This is a genomic window from Actinokineospora sp. PR83, from assembly GCF_021056305.1.
GTDB lineage: Bacteria > Actinomycetota > Actinomycetes > Mycobacteriales > Pseudonocardiaceae > Actinokineospora > Actinokineospora spheciospongiae.
On record NZ_JAJCXD010000123.1, the window covers coordinates 20,593 to 36,450 of the forward strand.

The 15,858-nt window shown below is 71.7% G+C and carries 17 protein-coding genes; 10 read left to right on the top strand and 7 right to left on the bottom strand.

Features of this window, described 5'->3' with window-relative positions; translation table 11 throughout:
• Positions 1–36: 36 nt before the first annotated feature.
• On the bottom strand, positions 37–1,074 hold the full coding sequence (locus tag L6E12_RS31575) for a tryptophan dimethylallyltransferase family protein (RefSeq protein ID WP_236231576.1): 1,038 nt from the start codon (positions 1,072–1,074) through the stop codon (positions 37–39).
• Between the two features lie 690 nt (positions 1,075–1,764).
• Here L6E12_RS31575 and L6E12_RS31580 point away from each other — a divergent pair.
• From L6E12_RS31580 to L6E12_RS31605, 6 genes are all read left to right on the top strand, one after another.
• A complete protein-coding gene (locus tag L6E12_RS31580; protein ID WP_236231577.1) occupies positions 1,765–3,087 on the top strand; it encodes a hemolysin family protein in 1,323 nt (440 codons plus the stop codon).
• Positions 3,084–4,121, top strand: a complete 1,038-nt coding sequence (locus L6E12_RS31585; RefSeq protein ID WP_236231578.1) for a hemolysin family protein — start codon at positions 3,084–3,086, stop codon at positions 4,119–4,121. Before L6E12_RS31580 ends, L6E12_RS31585 begins: the two co-directional genes overlap by 4 nt.
• 134 nt (positions 4,122–4,255) lie before the next feature.
• The gene (locus L6E12_RS31590; RefSeq protein ID WP_236231579.1) at positions 4,256–4,969 is read left to right on the top strand and encodes a DUF998 domain-containing protein; all 714 of its coding nucleotides are present in this window, start codon (positions 4,256–4,258) and stop codon (positions 4,967–4,969) included.
• A 12-nt stretch (positions 4,970–4,981) separates the two neighbouring features.
• Positions 4,982–5,872 (top strand): oxygenase MpaB family protein, encoded by an 891-nt coding sequence (locus L6E12_RS31595; protein ID WP_236231580.1) that lies wholly within the window; start codon positions 4,982–4,984, stop codon positions 5,870–5,872.
• A 121-nt stretch (positions 5,873–5,993) separates the two neighbouring features.
• Entirely contained in the window at positions 5,994–6,827 is an 834-nt protein-coding gene (locus L6E12_RS31600; protein ID WP_236231581.1) for a MaoC/PaaZ C-terminal domain-containing protein, read from the top strand.
• Positions 6,828–6,882: 55 nt separating this feature from the next.
• Entirely contained in the window at positions 6,883–7,869 is a 987-nt protein-coding gene (locus tag L6E12_RS31605) for a DNA topoisomerase IB (RefSeq protein ID WP_236231582.1), read from the top strand.
• 295 nt (positions 7,870–8,164) lie between these two features.
• Here the strand turns inward: L6E12_RS31605 and L6E12_RS31610 are convergent, their stop codons facing one another.
• From L6E12_RS31610 to L6E12_RS31620, 3 genes are all read right to left on the bottom strand, one after another.
• Complete coding sequence (locus L6E12_RS31610; protein WP_236231583.1) at positions 8,165–10,519, bottom strand: glycoside hydrolase family 65 protein; 2,355 nt, start codon at positions 10,517–10,519, stop codon at positions 8,165–8,167.
• Positions 10,516–11,247 (bottom strand): HAD family phosphatase, encoded by a 732-nt coding sequence (locus tag L6E12_RS31615; RefSeq protein WP_236231584.1) that lies wholly within the window; start codon positions 11,245–11,247, stop codon positions 10,516–10,518. Before L6E12_RS31615 ends, L6E12_RS31610 begins: the two co-directional genes overlap by 4 nt.
• A 349-nt stretch (positions 11,248–11,596) precedes the next feature.
• Positions 11,597–11,830 (bottom strand): DUF6480 family protein, encoded by a 234-nt coding sequence (locus tag L6E12_RS31620; RefSeq protein WP_236231585.1) that lies wholly within the window; start codon positions 11,828–11,830, stop codon positions 11,597–11,599.
• A gap of 83 nt (positions 11,831–11,913) precedes the next feature.
• Between L6E12_RS31620 and L6E12_RS31625 the strand changes: the two genes are divergently transcribed.
• From L6E12_RS31625 to L6E12_RS31635, 3 genes are read left to right on the top strand one after another with little or no spacing between them, the layout of a single operon-like run.
• On the top strand, positions 11,914–12,327 hold the full coding sequence (locus L6E12_RS31625) for a phage holin family protein (protein ID WP_035278713.1): 414 nt from the start codon (positions 11,914–11,916) through the stop codon (positions 12,325–12,327).
• Positions 12,324–12,857: a DUF3618 domain-containing protein gene (locus L6E12_RS31630; RefSeq protein WP_236231586.1), complete on the top strand. Its 534-nt coding sequence runs from the start codon at positions 12,324–12,326 to the stop codon at positions 12,855–12,857. Before L6E12_RS31625 ends, L6E12_RS31630 begins: the two co-directional genes overlap by 4 nt.
• Positions 12,858–12,861: 4 nt before the next feature.
• Positions 12,862–13,122, top strand: a complete 261-nt coding sequence (locus L6E12_RS31635) for a DUF4235 domain-containing protein (protein ID WP_236231587.1) — start codon at positions 12,862–12,864, stop codon at positions 13,120–13,122.
• 76 nt (positions 13,123–13,198) lie between these two features.
• Here the strand turns inward: L6E12_RS31635 and L6E12_RS31640 are convergent, their stop codons facing one another.
• The 3 genes from L6E12_RS31640 to L6E12_RS31650 are packed head-to-tail and all read right to left on the bottom strand — an operon-like array spanning position 13,199 to position 14,893.
• Entirely contained in the window at positions 13,199–13,405 is a 207-nt protein-coding gene (locus tag L6E12_RS31640) for a hypothetical protein (protein ID WP_236231588.1), read from the bottom strand.
• Positions 13,406–13,421: 16 nt separating this feature from the next.
• Positions 13,422–14,402, bottom strand: coding sequence for a TIGR03557 family F420-dependent LLM class oxidoreductase (locus tag L6E12_RS31645; protein ID WP_308075392.1), 981 nt, complete (start codon positions 14,400–14,402; stop codon positions 13,422–13,424).
• Positions 14,399–14,893, bottom strand: a complete 495-nt coding sequence (locus L6E12_RS31650) for a hypothetical protein (protein ID WP_236231589.1) — start codon at positions 14,891–14,893, stop codon at positions 14,399–14,401. Before L6E12_RS31650 ends, L6E12_RS31645 begins: the two co-directional genes overlap by 4 nt.
• A gap of 569 nt (positions 14,894–15,462) precedes the next feature.
• Between L6E12_RS31650 and L6E12_RS31655 the strand changes: the two genes are divergently transcribed.
• Positions 15,463–15,849, top strand: a complete 387-nt coding sequence (locus tag L6E12_RS31655) for a hypothetical protein (protein WP_236231590.1) — start codon at positions 15,463–15,465, stop codon at positions 15,847–15,849.
• Positions 15,850–15,858: the final 9 nt, after the last annotated feature.

A 15,858-nucleotide genomic window follows, 5' to 3' on the forward strand; every position in this document is an offset into this window, starting at 1 on the left:
CCCATTTCGGTGCGGTGTACGCAACCACACCGGGAGTTATGCCGCGCCCACCCTGGCCCGGGACGGGCGGTTCACCTCGTAGGCCTCGGCCGACAGGTACACCGTGACGCCCGGCCGCGGCGGGCCCATCCGCAGCGACACGTGCGCCAGCAGCCCGACGCCCTCGGCCAGCGGCCGGTCGGTGACCGCGCGCACCGCCCGCTCCAGCGCCGCGGTGTCCACCCCGAAGCTGCGCAGCGCCCGCCGCGTCCGGTCCAGCGCCACCGCGTCGTCGCGCACGTAGTCGCGCACCGGTACGTACAGCGAGTAGCCCTTCGGCCGGGCGGAGTCGCTGGCCAGGAAGGTGTGGCTGGACACCAGTGGCCTGCGGCTGAACGGGCCCGGCCCGCCGACCAGCGCGGTGAACTCGGCGACCCGCGCGGTGTCGGCGGCGTCGGTGGCGCCCGCGGCGAACTGCGCCTCGGCCACCGTCGCGGCGAAGTGCGACTGGTAGAGCTTCACCCTGGCCGAGGCGGTGTCCTCCAGGTCCAGCGCGAAGAACGAGAACCGGTCCAGGGTGGAACCCGGCCGGGGCTGGTGGGCGAGGATCCAGTCGAAGCTGCCGGTGAAGCCCAGCCTGCTCAGCGCGGTGCGGACCAGGCTGTCGGCCTTCGCCTGGCCGCGCACCTCCGGGTTGAGGTAGACCTTGACCATGGGCGGGCCCTCGGACCGGACCACGAAGGAGAACCACAGGGTGAACACGCCCTGCGGGTCCTCGGGCAGGAACAGGTCGCGCACCTCGTCGAACTTGTCGGTGGCCAGCGGGTAGCGCTCGGCCAGCCGGTCCAGCGCGGCCAGCGCGGCGGCCATGTTCTGCCGCGGCCCCGGCGTCGCCGCCACGCACTCGATGAGCATCCGCAGCGTGTGCGAGCCGTCCTCCTCGAACGCCACCGAGTACTCCACGGGGGAGTGGTCGTCGGCGACGTCGGAGCGCCACAGCGGCGGTTCGGCCAGACCCCGGGTGCCCGCCGGACCCAGCAGGTCCGCCACCACCTCGACCACTTCGTCGGCGCGGTGCTCCAATCCGATGGCCAAGCACAACCGCCGCAATTGGGCGCCCGTGTATTCATTGACCGACACAGCCCGCATCACGACTCCGAGATTCTTCACCGGTGATATCGATGTCCGAGCAACGTACGGGTCCTGTGGAACCAGTCACTACCGCCAAGCTGGTGATCCACATCCGCCGTGGCCTCACCGAGCGTAAATGACGGGAATGCCGAAAAATCGTGGTTGATCACATCGGGGCTTCGTGCTAAGGACGATAAAACGACCACGGAGGGTGTCAGACCACCGGCAAATAAAAGGTGTGAACAAATTCACTGTAATGGTTTCACTCGGATGGGTGACTCGGCTTGACAACCCGGGTGATCAGCTCAGATGTCCGATCTTCGCCACCGCGCGGCGTCGGTCCACTCCGCCCTGGCGTCTGCACGTGCACATCGGCCGATGTCACTCGCGGTAGCCGGGGTGCGGCTCGGAGCGATCTTCGTCACTCCTCCCGCGCTATGGGCCGAATGGGTTCAGATCGGGACGCGCCCGGTGGGTGTCGCCCACGCCGTACTGGTGGGTAACAAACCGTCCTCGGTGGACGGTCGGGTACTCGCACGCCGCCCGACCAGCCCAGTTTGCCCGTGTTAGCGTGAGTGGCATGACTTCGCCAGATGGCTGTAGTACGCGGCCGGGCTCGGCCCGGCCGCACCGCGAGTGCCGGGTGATCACCCCGTGCTGATCCTGCTCGGACTCGCGTCCGTCCTGCTCCTCACCGCCGCCACCGGCTACTTCGTCGCACAGGAGTTCGCCTACGTCGCGGTCGACCGCAACCGCCTGCGCCAGCTCGCCGAAGAGGGCGACAAGGCCGCGGAACGCGCCTTCGCCGTCACCCAGAAGCTGTCGTTCATGCTCTCCGGCGCGCAGTTCGGCATCACCGTCACGGCGCTGCTCGTCGGCTACGTCTCCGAGCCCTACCTCGGCGGCGGCATCGCCGAACTGCTCGGCCTGACCGGCCTGCCCGCGGGCGCCACGACGGCGATCTCGGTCGTCGTCGCGCTGCTGTTCTCCACCGCGGTGCAGATGGTCTTCGGCGAACTCGCGCCGAAGAACCTGGCCATCGCCAAACCCGAGGCGCTCGCCAAGGCGCTGAGCCGGTCCACTTTGATCTACCTCACCGTCGGCGGGCCGCTGATCCGGCTGTTCGACAACGCCTCCAACCGCTTGCTGCGCGCCCTGGGCATCGAACCCATCGAGGAACTGCCGCAGGGGGCCACCGCCGAGGACCTGCGCGGCATCATCGACGAGTCGCGCGAGGAGGGGCAGCTCGACGCGGGCACCTCCCGGCTGCTGGAGGGCGGGCTCGACTTCCGCACCCTCACCGCGGGTCAGGTCATGACCCCGCGGGTGGACGTGCACACCCTGCGCTCCGAGGACCCCGCCTCCCGCCTGGTCGAACTGCTCGACACCGGCCGCTCCCGCTTCCCGGTCATCGGGTCCGACGTGGACGACGTCGTCGGCGTCGCGGGCATCGCCGAGCTGCTGACCGTGCCCGCCGCCGAGCGGGCCACCACGCCGATCGCCGAGGTCGCCACCGTCCCGCTGTTCCTCCCGGAGAGCCTGGCGCTGCCGGAGGTCCTGGAGCGGCTGCGGCTGGAGCACCGGCAGCTCGCCTGCGTGGTCGACGAGTTCGGCGGCTTCGCCGGGGTGGTGTCCTTCGAGGACGTCGCCGAGGAGGTCGTCGGGGAGATCCTGGACGAGGACGACCACATGGAGGAGCGCGCCGTGGCCAACGGCGACGGCTCCTGGTCGGTGCCCGCGCGCTGGCGGGTCGACGAGGTCGCCGAGGTGACCGGGATCGAGCTGCCCGCGGGCGCCGAGTACGACACGGTCAGCGGGCTGGTCCTGCAGCGGCTCGGCCGCGTGCCGCGCCAGGGTGACCGGGTCACCGTCGAGGTCGACGGGGGCGGGGCGGTGGTCGTGGAGGTCGCCGAGATCACCCGGCACGTCCCGAGCACCGTCACCGTCCGCCCGGCCGACGCGGAGGTGACGGCGTGAGCGTCGGACCCGCCCTGGGGATCTCGCTGGTCCTGCTGGTGCTCAACGCGTTCTTCGTGGCCGCCGAGTTCGCGCTGGTGGCCTCCAAGCGGCACCGGCTGGAGGAGGCCGCCGCGCACGGCAGCCGCGCGGCGCGGGCGGCGATCGAGGGCACCCGGGAGCTGTCGATGATGCTCGCGGGCGCCCAGCTCGGCATCACCCTGTGCACGCTGGGGCTCGGCGCGCTGGCCAAGCCCGCCGTGGCGGAGCTGCTGTCGCCGGTGTTCACGTTCCTCGGGCTGTCGCGGGCCTGGGCGTACCCGATCGCCTTCGTGCTGGCCGTGGTGCTGGTGGTGTTCCTGCACATGGTCGTCGGCGAGATGATGCCGAAGTCCTGGGCGATCTCGCACCCGGAGCGCTCCGCGCTGCTGCTGGCGCTGCCGTTCCGCGCGTTCACCCGCGCCACCCGCTCGGTGCTGCGCGCGCTCAACGGCATGGCCAACGCGACCCTGCGCCTGGTCCGCGTCGACCCGCAGGACACCGTCGCCTCCGCGCACGGGCCCGACGACCTGCGGCTGCTGCTGCGCGAGTCCCGCGAGCACGGGCTGCTGCCGGAGTCGCAGCACCGGATGCTCACCGGTGTCCTGTCCGTGCAGACCTCCACCGTCGCGCAGGTGATGGCCGCCAGGGAGGAGATGGTCACCACCACCCCCACCTCGACGGCCGCCGAGGTCGAGGAGCGCAGCCGCGAGACCGGGCGCTCCCGGCTGGTGGTCGTGTCCCCGGGCGGGAACCCGGTCGGCATCGTGCACGTCCGCGAGGCCGTCCGCGCCACCATGGCGGGCCGGGACACCACGGTGGCGGAGCTGATGACCGACCCGCTGGTGCTGCCGAGGGACCTGCCCGCCGCCGACGCGGTCACCCGGATGCGGGCCGAGCGCTCGCAGTTGGCCCTGGTCTCCGGCCCGGGGGGCGAGGTCGTCGGCCTGGCCGCCCTGGAGGACCTGCTGGAGGAGATCCTGGGCGAGTTCGACGACGAGACCGACACCGCCTGACCGGGCGGGCCCCGCCAAAGGAAGCCCCTGAGAAGCCGACAGCGGAACCTGCCGCTGTCGGCTTCTCAGCTTCTCATCATGTCCCGCGCCTAACCTCGCACCCGGACAAAGCGGACCCCGAGAGGAGAGCGCCCATGACGGTGGTCGACCACGACCCGGCCGAGGTGGCGACCGGAACGGCCCGGGAGCGGGTCGCGGCCCTGGCACCGCTGGCCGGGCTGCTGGCCGTGGTCGCCGGGGTCCTCGTGCTGCTGGTGCTGCACGTCGTGCCGCCGACGAACGCGCTCGACCCGGTGCGCCGCACGCTGAGCGAGTACGCCCTCGGCGAGGCCAAGTGGGCCTTCGACGGCTCGCTGGTGCTCATCGCGGCAGGCTCCGCGCTGGTGTTCGCCACGGCCGCGCGGCGGCGGGCGTCCGCGGTGGCGCTGCTGTTCGGTGCGGTGTGGACGGTGAGCCTGCTGGTGGTCGTGGCGTTCACCAAGACCGACTGGGCGGTGGGTCCCAGCATCGGCGGCACCATCCACCGCTACGCCAGCGTCGCCGCGTTCGTCTCGCTGCCGGTCGCGGTCCTGGTCGCGGTGCGGCGGGTCTTCCCCGACCGGCCCGGCTGGCGGTGGGCGGCGCGCGGCTGCGCGGTCGTGTCGCTGCTGTGGTTCGGCACGATCGTCGTCGGGGTGGTGAACATGGCCCTCGGCGGACCGCCGTGGTGGCGGTTCGTGCCGCTGGGGCTGGTGGAGCGCGTGGTCGCCTTCGCCGCCGTCGCCGGGCTGGTGGTGCTCGCCCTGGGGATGGTGCGTACTCGCGGTATGGGGCATACTCCCGGTACGGGCAAGGGTGCCCGCGGGTAGAGGAGGCACCGGATGCGCGGTCGGTATGCGAACCTGCGGCGGATCGAGTCGCTGGACCCGGTCGCCGACCACCACGAGATCTACCGCATCTCCTCGGGGCTGGAGTTCCCCTGGGACTACCAGCGGTCGCTGGAGTTCGCCCTGTTCCGCACCTACTGCGTGCCCAGCATCTCGGCGCTGCTCGACGCCACCGGCGAGTTCGCCCGCCGCCCCCAGCGCCGCTACGACGACACCGCCCTGCTGATGGCGGAGCTGGCCGAGCACGGCTACGACTCCCCGCGCGGGCGCGAGTCGCTGCGGGTGGTGAACCGCATGCACGCGCGCTACCGCATCGACAACGCGGACATGCTCTACGTGCTGACCACGTTCATCTACGACCCGATCGACTGGATCACCGCGTACGGCTGGCGCCCGCTGTCGGACCACGAGCGGCTGGCGGCCTTCCACTTCTACCGCGCCGTCGGCACCCGCATGGGCATCACCGACATCCCCGACGACTACGACGAGTTCCGCGCCTTCAAGGCGGACTACGAGCGCACGCACTTCGTCTACAGCGACACCAACCACCGCGTGGGCGTGCACACCAGGGAGCTGCTGTGCTCCTGGTACCCGCGCCCGTTCGCGCCCCTGGTGCGCCTGGCCGTCCACGGCCTGATCACCCCGCAGATGCGCGCCGCGTTCGGCTTCCCCGCCGCCCCGGCGTGGCTGACCAGGCTGGAGCACGGCGCCCTGCGCGCCCGCTCGGCGGTGGTCCGGCTGCTGCCCCCGCGCCGGGTGTCGCGCCTGGCCAACGACGCGAAGAACCGCACCTACCCCGGCTACCCGGAGGGCTACCAGCCCGGCGACCTCGGCGCCCCGGAACCCCGGGACCTGGACCCGAGGTGGCTGCGCCCGTCGCGGTGATGCTCACCGACCACCACCGCGTGCAGCACCCGGCGACGAGTTCCCGCCCGGGGCGTGACGCGCCCTCGGGGCCTGTGCCACGGTGGCGCGGTCAGCGTTGACCGGCCGGAAAGGGAGCACGATGCCCGACTTCACCACCGCCGCCCTCGGGGAGTGGACCGAGCCGGAGACCTTTGAGGTCACCGCCGAGCGGATCGTCGCTTACGCCGAGGCCACCAACGACCCGATCCCCGCGCACCGGGCCGGGGAGGTGGCGCCCCCGGTGTTCGGGATCGTGCCCGTGTTCCGGGCCCTCGGGCCCGCCGCGTTCGCCGTGGCGCCGCTGGAGCTGGTGCCGTTCCTGGTGCACGGCGAGCACGACTTCACCTTCCACCGACCCATCCGCCCCGGTGACGTCCTGGTCAGCCGCGCCCGCCCGGTCGGGGTGGTGTCCAAGGAGCGCGGCACCGCGGTCGTGGTGCACACCGAGACCCGCGCGGCAGGCGGCGAACCGGTCAACGAGCAGTGGATGACCTCCTACTTCCGCGGCGTCGACGGCGGGGTCACCGCGGGGGAGCGCGCCCCCGGCCACGCCTTCGACGAGTCGCTGCGCGCCGCGGAGCCCGCCGCCACCGTCGCCGCCCACCTCGACGACGACCAGACCCACCGCTACAGCCCCACCGCGGGCGACCCGATGCCCATCCACCTCGACCCGGAGATGGCCAGGAGCGTGGGTCTGCCCGGCATCATCGTCCACGGCATGTGCACCATGGCGATGACCTCGTGGGCCGCGCTCACCGCCTTCGCCGACGGCGACACCGCGCGGCTGCGGCGCCTCGCCGTCCGCTTCGCCAAGCCGGTCCTGCCCGGCCAGGACATCACCACGGCCTTCCACGCCACCGGCAGCGGTCACGCCTTCGAGACCACCGTCGGTGACACGGTTGTCATCAAGGACGGCTTGGCGGTCCTCGGCTGAGGTGTTTGCCCGCGCCCTCCCCGGGAATGTCCCAGCCGGACACGGGGAGGTGCGCGTGCGTCTGCGCCGCAGCAGGTGCGACGGTCCCGGCGTGCGGCGGGTCCGCCGCGGCCGGGGCTTCGCCTACGTCGACGACTCCGGCGACCGGGTGGACGACCCGGCCGTCCTCGACCGCGTCCGCGAACTGGTCATCCCGCCCGCCTGGCGCGACGTGTGGATCTGCCCGCACCCCAACGGCCACATCCAGGCCGTGGGCACCGACGACGCGGGCAGGCGCCAGTACCTCTACCACGAGCGGTGGCGCTCGCAGCGCGACGAGCAGAAGCACGAGCGCGTCCTGGCCCTGGCCCGCAGGCTGCCGAAGATCCGCGCCCGCATCCACGACGACCTGGTCCGGCCGGGCCTGAGCCGCGAACGGGTGATCGCGGGCGCCCTGCGCATCCTCGACCGCGGGGTGTTCCGGGTGGGCGGGGAGGAGTACGCGGAGGACTCGCGCGGGGTGGCGACCCTGCTGCGCTCGCACGTGCGGGTGCGCAAGGACGAACTGGCCTTCCACTTCCCCGCCAAGGGCGGGATCGACCGGGAGGCGGTGATCCGCGACGCCGAACTGGCCGACCTCGTCCGGGCCCTGCGCCGGGGCAAGGGCGAGGAGGACCGGCTCTTCGCCCACGACGGGCACGTGATCCGGGCCGAGGAGGTCAACGAGCGGTTCAAGCGGTTCGCGGGGGAGCGGTTCACGGTGAAGGACATGCGCACGTGGACGGCCACGGTCCTGGCCGCGGCCGAGTACGGCGCGCGGGAGCAGCCCTCGTCGAAGACGGCGGCGCGGCGGTTGGACGCGGAGGTGATGCGGGCGGTCGCCGAGCAACTGGGGAACACCCCGACCGTGGCCCGGCAGTCCTATGTGGACCCCAGGGTGGTCGAGGCGTTCCACTCCGGCCGGTCGATCGAGGCCACCCTGCGCCGCATCCGGGGCAAGCCGGAGGAGGAGATCCGGGAACCGCTGGAGCGGGCCGTAATCCGCCTGCTCAAATCCTCCTGATGTGCTGTTGCTTCAAGGGCCGGTCGTTTGATGGTGGTGCCCGGGTGGGTGGATCTGCTCGGGCGGGGCCCCTACAGCGATCATGCGCCCAGTGTGACCGAGTGGGGCTGAAGAGATGCCCCACAGCCCAGGCAGGCTTGCACATGATCGCTTCCCCCACCCAAGCACATCCACCCACCCGGGCATGGGCGTAGCCGGGCCGGCGGTTTTCGGGGTGGCTGGCTTTCGCCGCGCCTCGGTGGGGTGGTCGCCTGTTGTGCCTTGTGCGGGTCGGGTGGCCGGTCTGTGCTGACTGCTACGAGGATTCGCCGGGGCGGCGGGCGCCTCGGCGGGGCTCGCGGCCGTGGGGCTGCTTCGGGGTGGGGTTGTCCGGGGCGGGTGGGATGCCCAGGGTGACGGGGGAGGAGCCGATCTCGACCGGTTCGCCGTGGTGGGTGGTGGTGATCGGGTCGCCCGAGACCAGGTGGTAGGTGGCGTTGTCGTGGGTGACCTCGACGCGCAGGCGGGTTCCCCGGAAGGACATGCGGAACGACACCCGGTGCAGGCCGCGCGGCAGGCGGGGGGCGAAGGTCAGTTCGCCGCCGTGGTCGCGCATGCCGCCCAGGCCCGCGACGACCGCCTGCCAGGCGCCCGCCAGGGACGCCATGTGCAGGCCGTTCTTGACGTTGCCGTGCAGGTCGTCGAGGTCGGTCAGGGCGGCTTCGGCGAGGTAGTCGTAGGCCAGGTCCAGGTGGCCGCACTCGGCGGCGATGACCGCCTGCGTGCCCGCCGACAGCGACGAGTCGCGGACGGTGCGGGCCTCGTAGTAGGCGAAGTCGCGGGCCTTCTCCTCGGGGGTGAAGGCGTCGCCGCGCAGGTGCAGGGCCAAGACCAGGTCGGCCTGCTTGACGACCTGCTTGCGGTAGAGCTCGAAGTACGGGTAGTTCAGCAGCAGCGGGTAGCCGTCCGCCGGGGTGTTCTCGAAGTCCCACTCCTCGTGCTGGGTGAACGCCTCCGCCTGCGGGTGCACCCCCAGGAGTTCGTCGTAGGGCACGTGCATCCGGTCGGCGGCGTCGGCCCAGACCGACTTCTCCGCGTCGGTGACCCCCAGGGCCTCGGCGACCTCGGGGTTGCGCTCGCACGCGGCCAGCGCCTCGCGCAGGTTCTTCTGCGCCATCAGGTTGGTGTAGACGTTGTTGTCCACCACCGCGGTGTACTCGTCCGGGCCGGTGACCCCGTCGATGCGGAAGCCGTCGTGCGGGTCGTCGTGGCCCAGCGAGGCCCACAGCCGGGCCGTCTCCACCAGCAGCTCGGTGGCGTACTCCCGGTCGAAGTCCTCGTCGCCGGTGGCGGCCAGGTAGCGGGCGGTGGCGTCGGCGATGTCGGCGGAGACGTGGAAGGCGGCGGTGCCCGCGGGCCAGTACGCCGAGCACTCCGCGCCGTTGATCGACCGCCAGGGGAACGCCGCGCCGTTCTTGCCCAGCACCTCGGCGCGGTCCTTGGCGGCCTCGATGGTGCTGTGCCGCCAGCGCAGTGCGTCGCGGGCGGCGTCGGGCATGGTGTAGGTCAGGACCGGCAGGACGAAGGTCTCGGTGTCCCAGAACGCGTGCCCGTCGTAGCCGGGGCCGGTGAGGCCCTTGCCCGGGATGGCCCGGCTCTCCCCGCGCGCCCCCGCCTGCGCGATGTGGAACAGCGCCAGCCGCAGGGCCTGCTGCAGGGCCGGGTCGCCGTCGATCTCGACGTCGGCGGCCTCCCAGAAGTCGTCGAGGAACGCCTTCTGCTCGGCCAGCAGCCCCTCCCAGCCGGTCTGCCGCGCGCCCGCGAGCGCCGCCTCCGCCTGCGCGCGCAGCGCGGGGGCCGAGCGCTGACCGGACCAGCCGTAGGCCAGGTACTTGGTCACCGACAGGGTTTCCCCGGCCGCGATGTCGGCGGCGATGGTCAGCCGGGCCAGGTCGTCCTCGCAGCTGATCTCGGTGCGCAGGCCGTCGTTGGCGTCGATCTCGTGGTCCATCGCCGCGGCCATCCGCAGCCCGGACTCCTTGGTGCGGTGCACCAGCACCGCGCGCCGCCCCTCCGACCAGTGGAACTCCCCGGCCAGCGGCGACTTCAGCGCCAGCGCCACCCGGGGGTCGCGCGACTCGGACACGATCGGCTCGTTGGCCAGCAGGTCCGACTGCACCACGAGCTGCGTGGTGTCGTCCAGCGGGGTCACCTCGTAGCGGATCGCCGCCACCGCCCGCTGGGTGAACGACACCAGCCGCCGGGTCTTCACCAGCACCCGCCGCCCGGTCGGCGACTCCCACTCGGTTTCCCTGGTGAGCACGCCGGTGCGGAAGTCCAGGGTGCGGTGGTGGGTGTGCGCCTTGCCGTAGCGCATGTCCAGCGGCTCGTCCTCGACCAGCAGCCGCATGATCTTGCCGTCGGTCACGTTCACGACCGTCTGCCCGGCCTCGGGGTAGCCGTAGCCCGCCTCGGCGTAGGGCAGCGAGTGCTCCTCGTAGAACCCGTTGAGGTAGGTGCCCGGCAGCCCGACCGGCTCACCCTCGTCCAGCGAGCCGCGCATCCCCAGGTGGCCGTTGGCCAGCGCGAAGGCCGACTCGGTGCGGTGGAGCTGGTCGACGTCGATGGTCTCCCAGCGCAGCCGCCACGGCTCGACGACGAAGCCGCTCACTTGCCCTCCAGCAGCTCGTCGAGCTCGTCGACGACCACGTCGGCGCCCTCGGCGCGCAGCTCGTCGGCCTGGTCGGCGCGGTTGACCCCGACCACGTAGGCGAACTCCCCGTCCCGCCCGGCCCGCACACCGGAGAGGGCGTCCTCGAACACCGCCGCCTGCGCCGGGGTGACCCCGAGCCGCTTGGCGCCCTCCAGGAACGAGTCCGGGGCGGGCTTGCCGCGCAGGTTCTCCTCGCCGATGGTGATCCCGTCGACCCGGGCCTGCACGAACGGGGTCAGGCCCGCCACGTCGAGCACGTGCTCGCCGTTCGCCGACGAGGTCACCACGGCGATCTTGAGCCCGGCGTCGCGCGCGGCCTCCAGGTAGCGCACGGACGCCGGGTAGGGCTGCACACCGCGTTCGTCGATGATCCGCATCAGGTCGACGTTCTTGCGGTTGCCGACGCCGTGCACGGTGTCGGCGTCCGGCGGGTCGTCCGGGGTTCCCTCGTCCAGGTGAATGCCGCGCGACTCCAGGAAGGTGCGCACCCCGTCGGCGCGGGGCCTGCCGTCGACGTACGCGGCGTAGTCCCGGGGGGTGAACGGCGAGCGGTTCCCGTCGGTGCGGGTGGCCAGGAACGCGTCGAACGTCGTGCGCCACGCCTCCTGGTGCAGGGCCGCGGTGCTGGTCAGCACCCCGTCGAGGTCGAAGAGGCAGGCCGTAACCCCGTCGGGCAGTCCGATCATGGGGGCGACGGTACCGCCTGCCGGGAGGGCGGGCAGGGCGGCCTTTGTCCGTTGTCGCGGAGAGTGAGCAGGACCACGGCCGATCGGGAACGCCGGAGGGGGGTCGAGCGTTGAGATGGGTGTCGCCCCCCGACCGGGCAGCGCGGACCCTCCCCGCACGGAGTTCCCCCCAACTCCAGGGGAAGCGCGTCCCCTCCGGTCGGCGGGGCGACCTGAGCCGCCGACCGGACCAACCCCCACCCCGGGTCCGGTCGGCGGCGCTCTGCCGTTCACGGAAAGTGAGATTTCCGCAGCGAGGCTCCCCCGCGCGGGGAATGCCCGCCCGAACGGCCCACCGCGGCCTGCCGGGTCAGAAGATCTTGACGATGCCCAGCAGCGACACGATGGTGAAGCCGACGACGCACAGCACCACCACCGCCACGAACACCAGGGTGACGATCGGGATGGTCCGGCTGGGATAGCGCTGCGGTTCGGACAGGCCGTCGGTGGTGCTGCCCGAGTCGGGCGGGGTCTCGCCGGGCTGGAGGTCCGCGGAGACGCCGGGGGTGCGCTCCGGGTCGGGGTCGGGAGGAGTGGCGGTCATGCGATCGGACTACCCCGCGCACCGGGGTTCACACCGAACACGCCCGGTGGTATGAAGACGCCGATTCGGGGTACGCCAGGGGCATGAACGAGCCGAACCGCACATTGGACGCGCGCGAGCTGTCCACCGGGGAGCTGGTCAGCAGACTCAGCGAACAGGTGTCACGGCTCGTGCGCGACGAACTGTCACTGGCCAAGGTCGAACTCAAGGACAAGGGCAAGCAGGCCGGGGTCGGCGCCGCGCTCGGCGGCTCCGCCGGGGTGCTCGCCTGGTTCGGGGTGGCGGCGTTGATGATCACGGCCATCGCCGCGCTCGCACTGGTCCTGCCCACCTGGGCCGCCGCGCTCATCGTGGCCGGGGTGCTGTTCGCGGTCGCCGCGGTGCTCGGGATGGTCGCGGTGAAGAAGGTCAAGCACGCCACGCCGCCGATCCCGGAGCAGGCCATCGACAGCACCCGCCGGGACGTCGAAGCCGTGAAGGAGAGTGCGCACCGATGAGCGTGGACCCCGACGACAAGAAGGCCCTCGCCGCCGACATCGAGCAGGCCAGGGAAGAACTCGCCGAGACCGTGGACGCCCTGGTCGCCAAGACGGACGTGAAGCGCCGGGTGGGCGAGAAGGCCGAGGAGGTCAAGGCGGAAGTCAAGGCGACCGTCGCGGCCAAGGCGCAGGAGGCCAGGGAGAAGGTCGGCCACGCCAAGGACACCGTGGTCGCCAAGGCCGCCGAGGCCAAGGAGAAGGTCGCGGAGAAGGCCGTCGACGCCAAGGACGCGGCCGTCGAGGCCACGGAGGCCGCTGCCGCGAAGGTGCGCGGCTCGGGCACCCGGGCCACGGCGGGCACCCTCGCCGACAAGGGCCAGGACCCCACCGCGCAGACGAAGGACCTGCTGGCCGGGCAGGCGCTGACCGCCAAGGCCAAGGCCGACCAGGTCGTCGTCACCGCCAAGCGCAACCCGGTGCCGTTCGCGGTCCTCGCCGCCGCGCTGGCCGCGGTGATCGCGCTGATCCTGCGCAACCGGGGGAGGTGACCGGGTGAAGCTGCTCTTCCGCCCGCTCAGCATGCTCATCAGCGTGCTCGGCGGTGTCCTGGCCGGTGCGCTGTTCAAGCGCCTCTGGCGCGGTGCGACCGGGGACGACGAGGCCCCCGAGGCCACTTCACCGGACCACTCCACCCAGGAGGTGCTGATCGCCGCGCTGCTGCACGGCGCCATCTTCGGGGTGGTCAAGGCGGCGGTGGACCGCGCCGGTGCCAAGAGCTTCCGCCGGGTCACCGGCAAGAACCTCGACAACTGATTCCTCCCCGCACCACCGGAAGCGGCCCCTCTCACCCAGGGTGAGAGGGGCCGCTTCCGGTGTTTGCCGGACCCGATCAGTCCGGTGGCTCGGACCCGTCGCGCTCGGGGACCTGCTCCTCGTCGGCGTCCTCGGCGCGAGCGGTCTTGCCCACCACCGGGGTGGGCTCCCGGGTGGAGGACTCGGCGTACTCGTCCAGCTCGGCCGTGCTGCGGTCGAGCAGGCTCGGTTCCTCGTCCTTCTTCGCGCCGTCGTTCTTCTGGTCGGAATCCTTGTCGGACACGGGAACCCCTCGACTCTCAGGCGGACGCTTCACGCAGCGCGGGCAGCAGCTCGGCCTCCGCGAACGGGAAGAAGCCGTCCTGGTGCTCCCCGCCGATCTGCACGAGCGCCACATCGGTGAAACCGGCTTCCCAGAACGCCGAGACCGCCTTGACGATCGGTTCGACGTCCGGGCCGCACGGGATGCTCTCGGCCACGTCCGACTCGCGCACGAACTGCGTCGCCCCGGCGAACCCGGCCGGGCCGGGCAGCTCGGCGTTGACCTTCCACCCGCCCGCGAACCAGCGGAACTGCTCGTGCGCGCGGGCCACGGCGGCGTCGCGGTCGGGGTCCCAGCAGATCGGGATCTGCCCGATCTTGCGCACCTCCGCCGCGGGCCGCCCGGAGGCGGCGTCCCACATGGAGCACAGCTCGGCGTCCGGCTCGACGGCGATCAGGTGGTCGGCCATCGGGGCGAACCGCGACACCGACTGCTGCCCGGACACCGCGACCGCCAGCGGCACCCGGTGCTCGGGCAGGTCCCACAGCTTCGCCGAGTCGACCCGGAAGTGCCTGCCGACGGTGTTGACGTACTCGCCGGAGAACAGCGCCGAGATGATGTCGACCGCCTCGGTGAGCATCTCGTGCCGCTCGTTGGCGGGCGGCCAGCCGCGGCCCACGACGTGCTCGTTGAGGTTCTCACCCGCGCCGAGGCCGAGGGTGAACCGGTTGTCGGACAACAGGCCCAGCGTGGCCGCCTGCTGCGCCACCACGGTCGGGTGGTAGCGCATCGTCGGACAGGTCACGTAGGTCATCAGCTCGACCGCCTCGGTGACCTGGCTGACCGCCCCCAGGGTCACCCACGCGTTCGGGGCGTGCCCCTGGGCGGTCAGCCACGGGGAGAAGTGGTCGCTGGAGACCTCGAAGTCGAACCCGGCGGCCTCCGCGGCCGCCGCGTGCCGGACCAGGTCGCGCGGTCCGGCCTGCTCGGTCATCAGGGTGTAGCCGAAGCGGGTCACCGCAGCTCACCCCGCACCGGCGCGTCCGGGCTGCGGTCGCCGTCGTCGTAGGGGACGTCGGACTCCTCGCGCAGCGACGCCGCGACCGAGCCGCCCGCCTCGTCGTCGAGCTGACCGCGGCTCGACGCCCTGGCCAGCACCGGGTCGGCGACCTCGGGCGGGACCAGTTCGTCGTCGCCGATGACCCGGTCGACGCCCTCCAGGCCGTCGCCGTCGTAGGCGCGCTCGTCGATGCGCTCGTCCAGGCGCGACAGCGGGGTGTCCGCGCCGGGGCGGGTGGCGGAGGCGGACACGTCCGGCTCCTCGGCGGCGAGCCGGTGGTCGAGGTCCTCGCCCTCGCGCTGCTCGCGCGCCGTGGTGCCGAACCGGTTGGCCTCCGCCCAGCGCTCGGGCGGCTCGATGCCCTCCTCCAGCGGGTCGAGCCGCAGGTTGTCCTCGTCGAGGCTCTCCTGCTGGCTGAGCGATTCGGGGCGTTCACCATCGGTACTCATGCGACCGACCTACCCGGCGGCGGGTCTGGACAAACTCGAGGCCGGTGTCAGCGGGGTGCGAGCGCGCCGGGCCCACCGCACCCGTCCTCGGGCTTCCCCCTGCTCCGTTCAGGTGTACGAGGGGTCGGACTTTCCCACTGCGGACGTTGTTCGTGGCGAACCACCCGTTTGTCAGCCGTCCCCCGGGGCTCATCGGCCATGGTGACGCAGAGTGGCCACCAAGGAGGTCCACCGGTCTCAAACCCGAGGACAGTGATAGGCGTTCACCATGTAACGTTTCCGGCGTAGGGTGTACGAGCTGTGGCATTCCGCCTTCTCTGTCCGAATGCGACGCGATCGCGTGCCCCATTTCAGGATCACCCGAATGCCACGTTTGTGCCCTCCGGAAACGACATCGGCGATCCGTTCGGCGTGATCATGGGATGTTTTGCTCTCGATGGTCTGAGTGGGTGTCTTGCCAAGGGAAAAGGGATCGGCTTACATATGTCGAGCCACCCCCGAGTGGGCGGCGGAAAAACTCCCCGAAACCCCAAGAATACGAGGTTCTCGTGCGCAACAAGCTGGCATCGATGGCGGCAATGGTCGGCGTGGCGGCATCCCTGCTCATCGGCGGCGCCACCGCCGCGCAGGCCACCACCACCGTTCCCGACGCCTCCTGTGTCAACTCCGACCCGCTGGGCCTGGTCAACGTCGTGACCTGCACCATCAACACCACCGTCCAGGTCCCGATCGACATCCCGATCGACTCGGTGATCACCTTCGGGGACGTCCTCAGCAACAATCACGTGCTCTCCGGCAACGAGCTGGACCTGCTTGAGGTCACCCTGGAGGACTTCCTCAACGACAACACCATCAGCGACAACCTCGTCTTCAAGAACAACCTCGTCGATGTCGTCGACGACATCAACGTCATCGACGACATCGACGTGAACAAGATCTTCATCGACCTGCTCTGATTCACCGGG

Coding starts and splice junctions, on each gene's coding strand:
- L6E12_RS31595 (WP_236231580.1), top strand. CDS start 4,982: ATGCGCGGTCGGTATGCGAACCTGCGGCGGATCGAGTCGCTGGACCCG.
- L6E12_RS31615 (WP_236231584.1), bottom strand. CDS start 11,247: ATGATCGGACTGCCCGACGGGGTTACGGCCTGCCTCTTCGACCTCGAC.
- L6E12_RS31625 (WP_035278713.1), top strand. CDS start 11,914: ATGAACGAGCCGAACCGCACATTGGACGCGCGCGAGCTGTCCACCGGG.
- L6E12_RS31620 (WP_236231585.1), bottom strand. CDS start 11,830: ATGACCGCCACTCCTCCCGACCCCGACCCGGAGCGCACCCCCGGCGTC.
- L6E12_RS31590 (WP_236231579.1), top strand. CDS start 4,256: ATGACGGTGGTCGACCACGACCCGGCCGAGGTGGCGACCGGAACGGCC.
- L6E12_RS31650 (WP_236231589.1), bottom strand. CDS start 14,893: ATGAGTACCGATGGTGAACGCCCCGAATCGCTCAGCCAGCAGGAGAGC.
- L6E12_RS31655 (WP_236231590.1), top strand. CDS start 15,463: ATGGCGGCAATGGTCGGCGTGGCGGCATCCCTGCTCATCGGCGGCGCC.
- L6E12_RS31600 (WP_236231581.1), top strand. CDS start 5,994: ATGCCCGACTTCACCACCGCCGCCCTCGGGGAGTGGACCGAGCCGGAG.
- L6E12_RS31630 (WP_236231586.1), top strand. CDS start 12,324: ATGAGCGTGGACCCCGACGACAAGAAGGCCCTCGCCGCCGACATCGAG.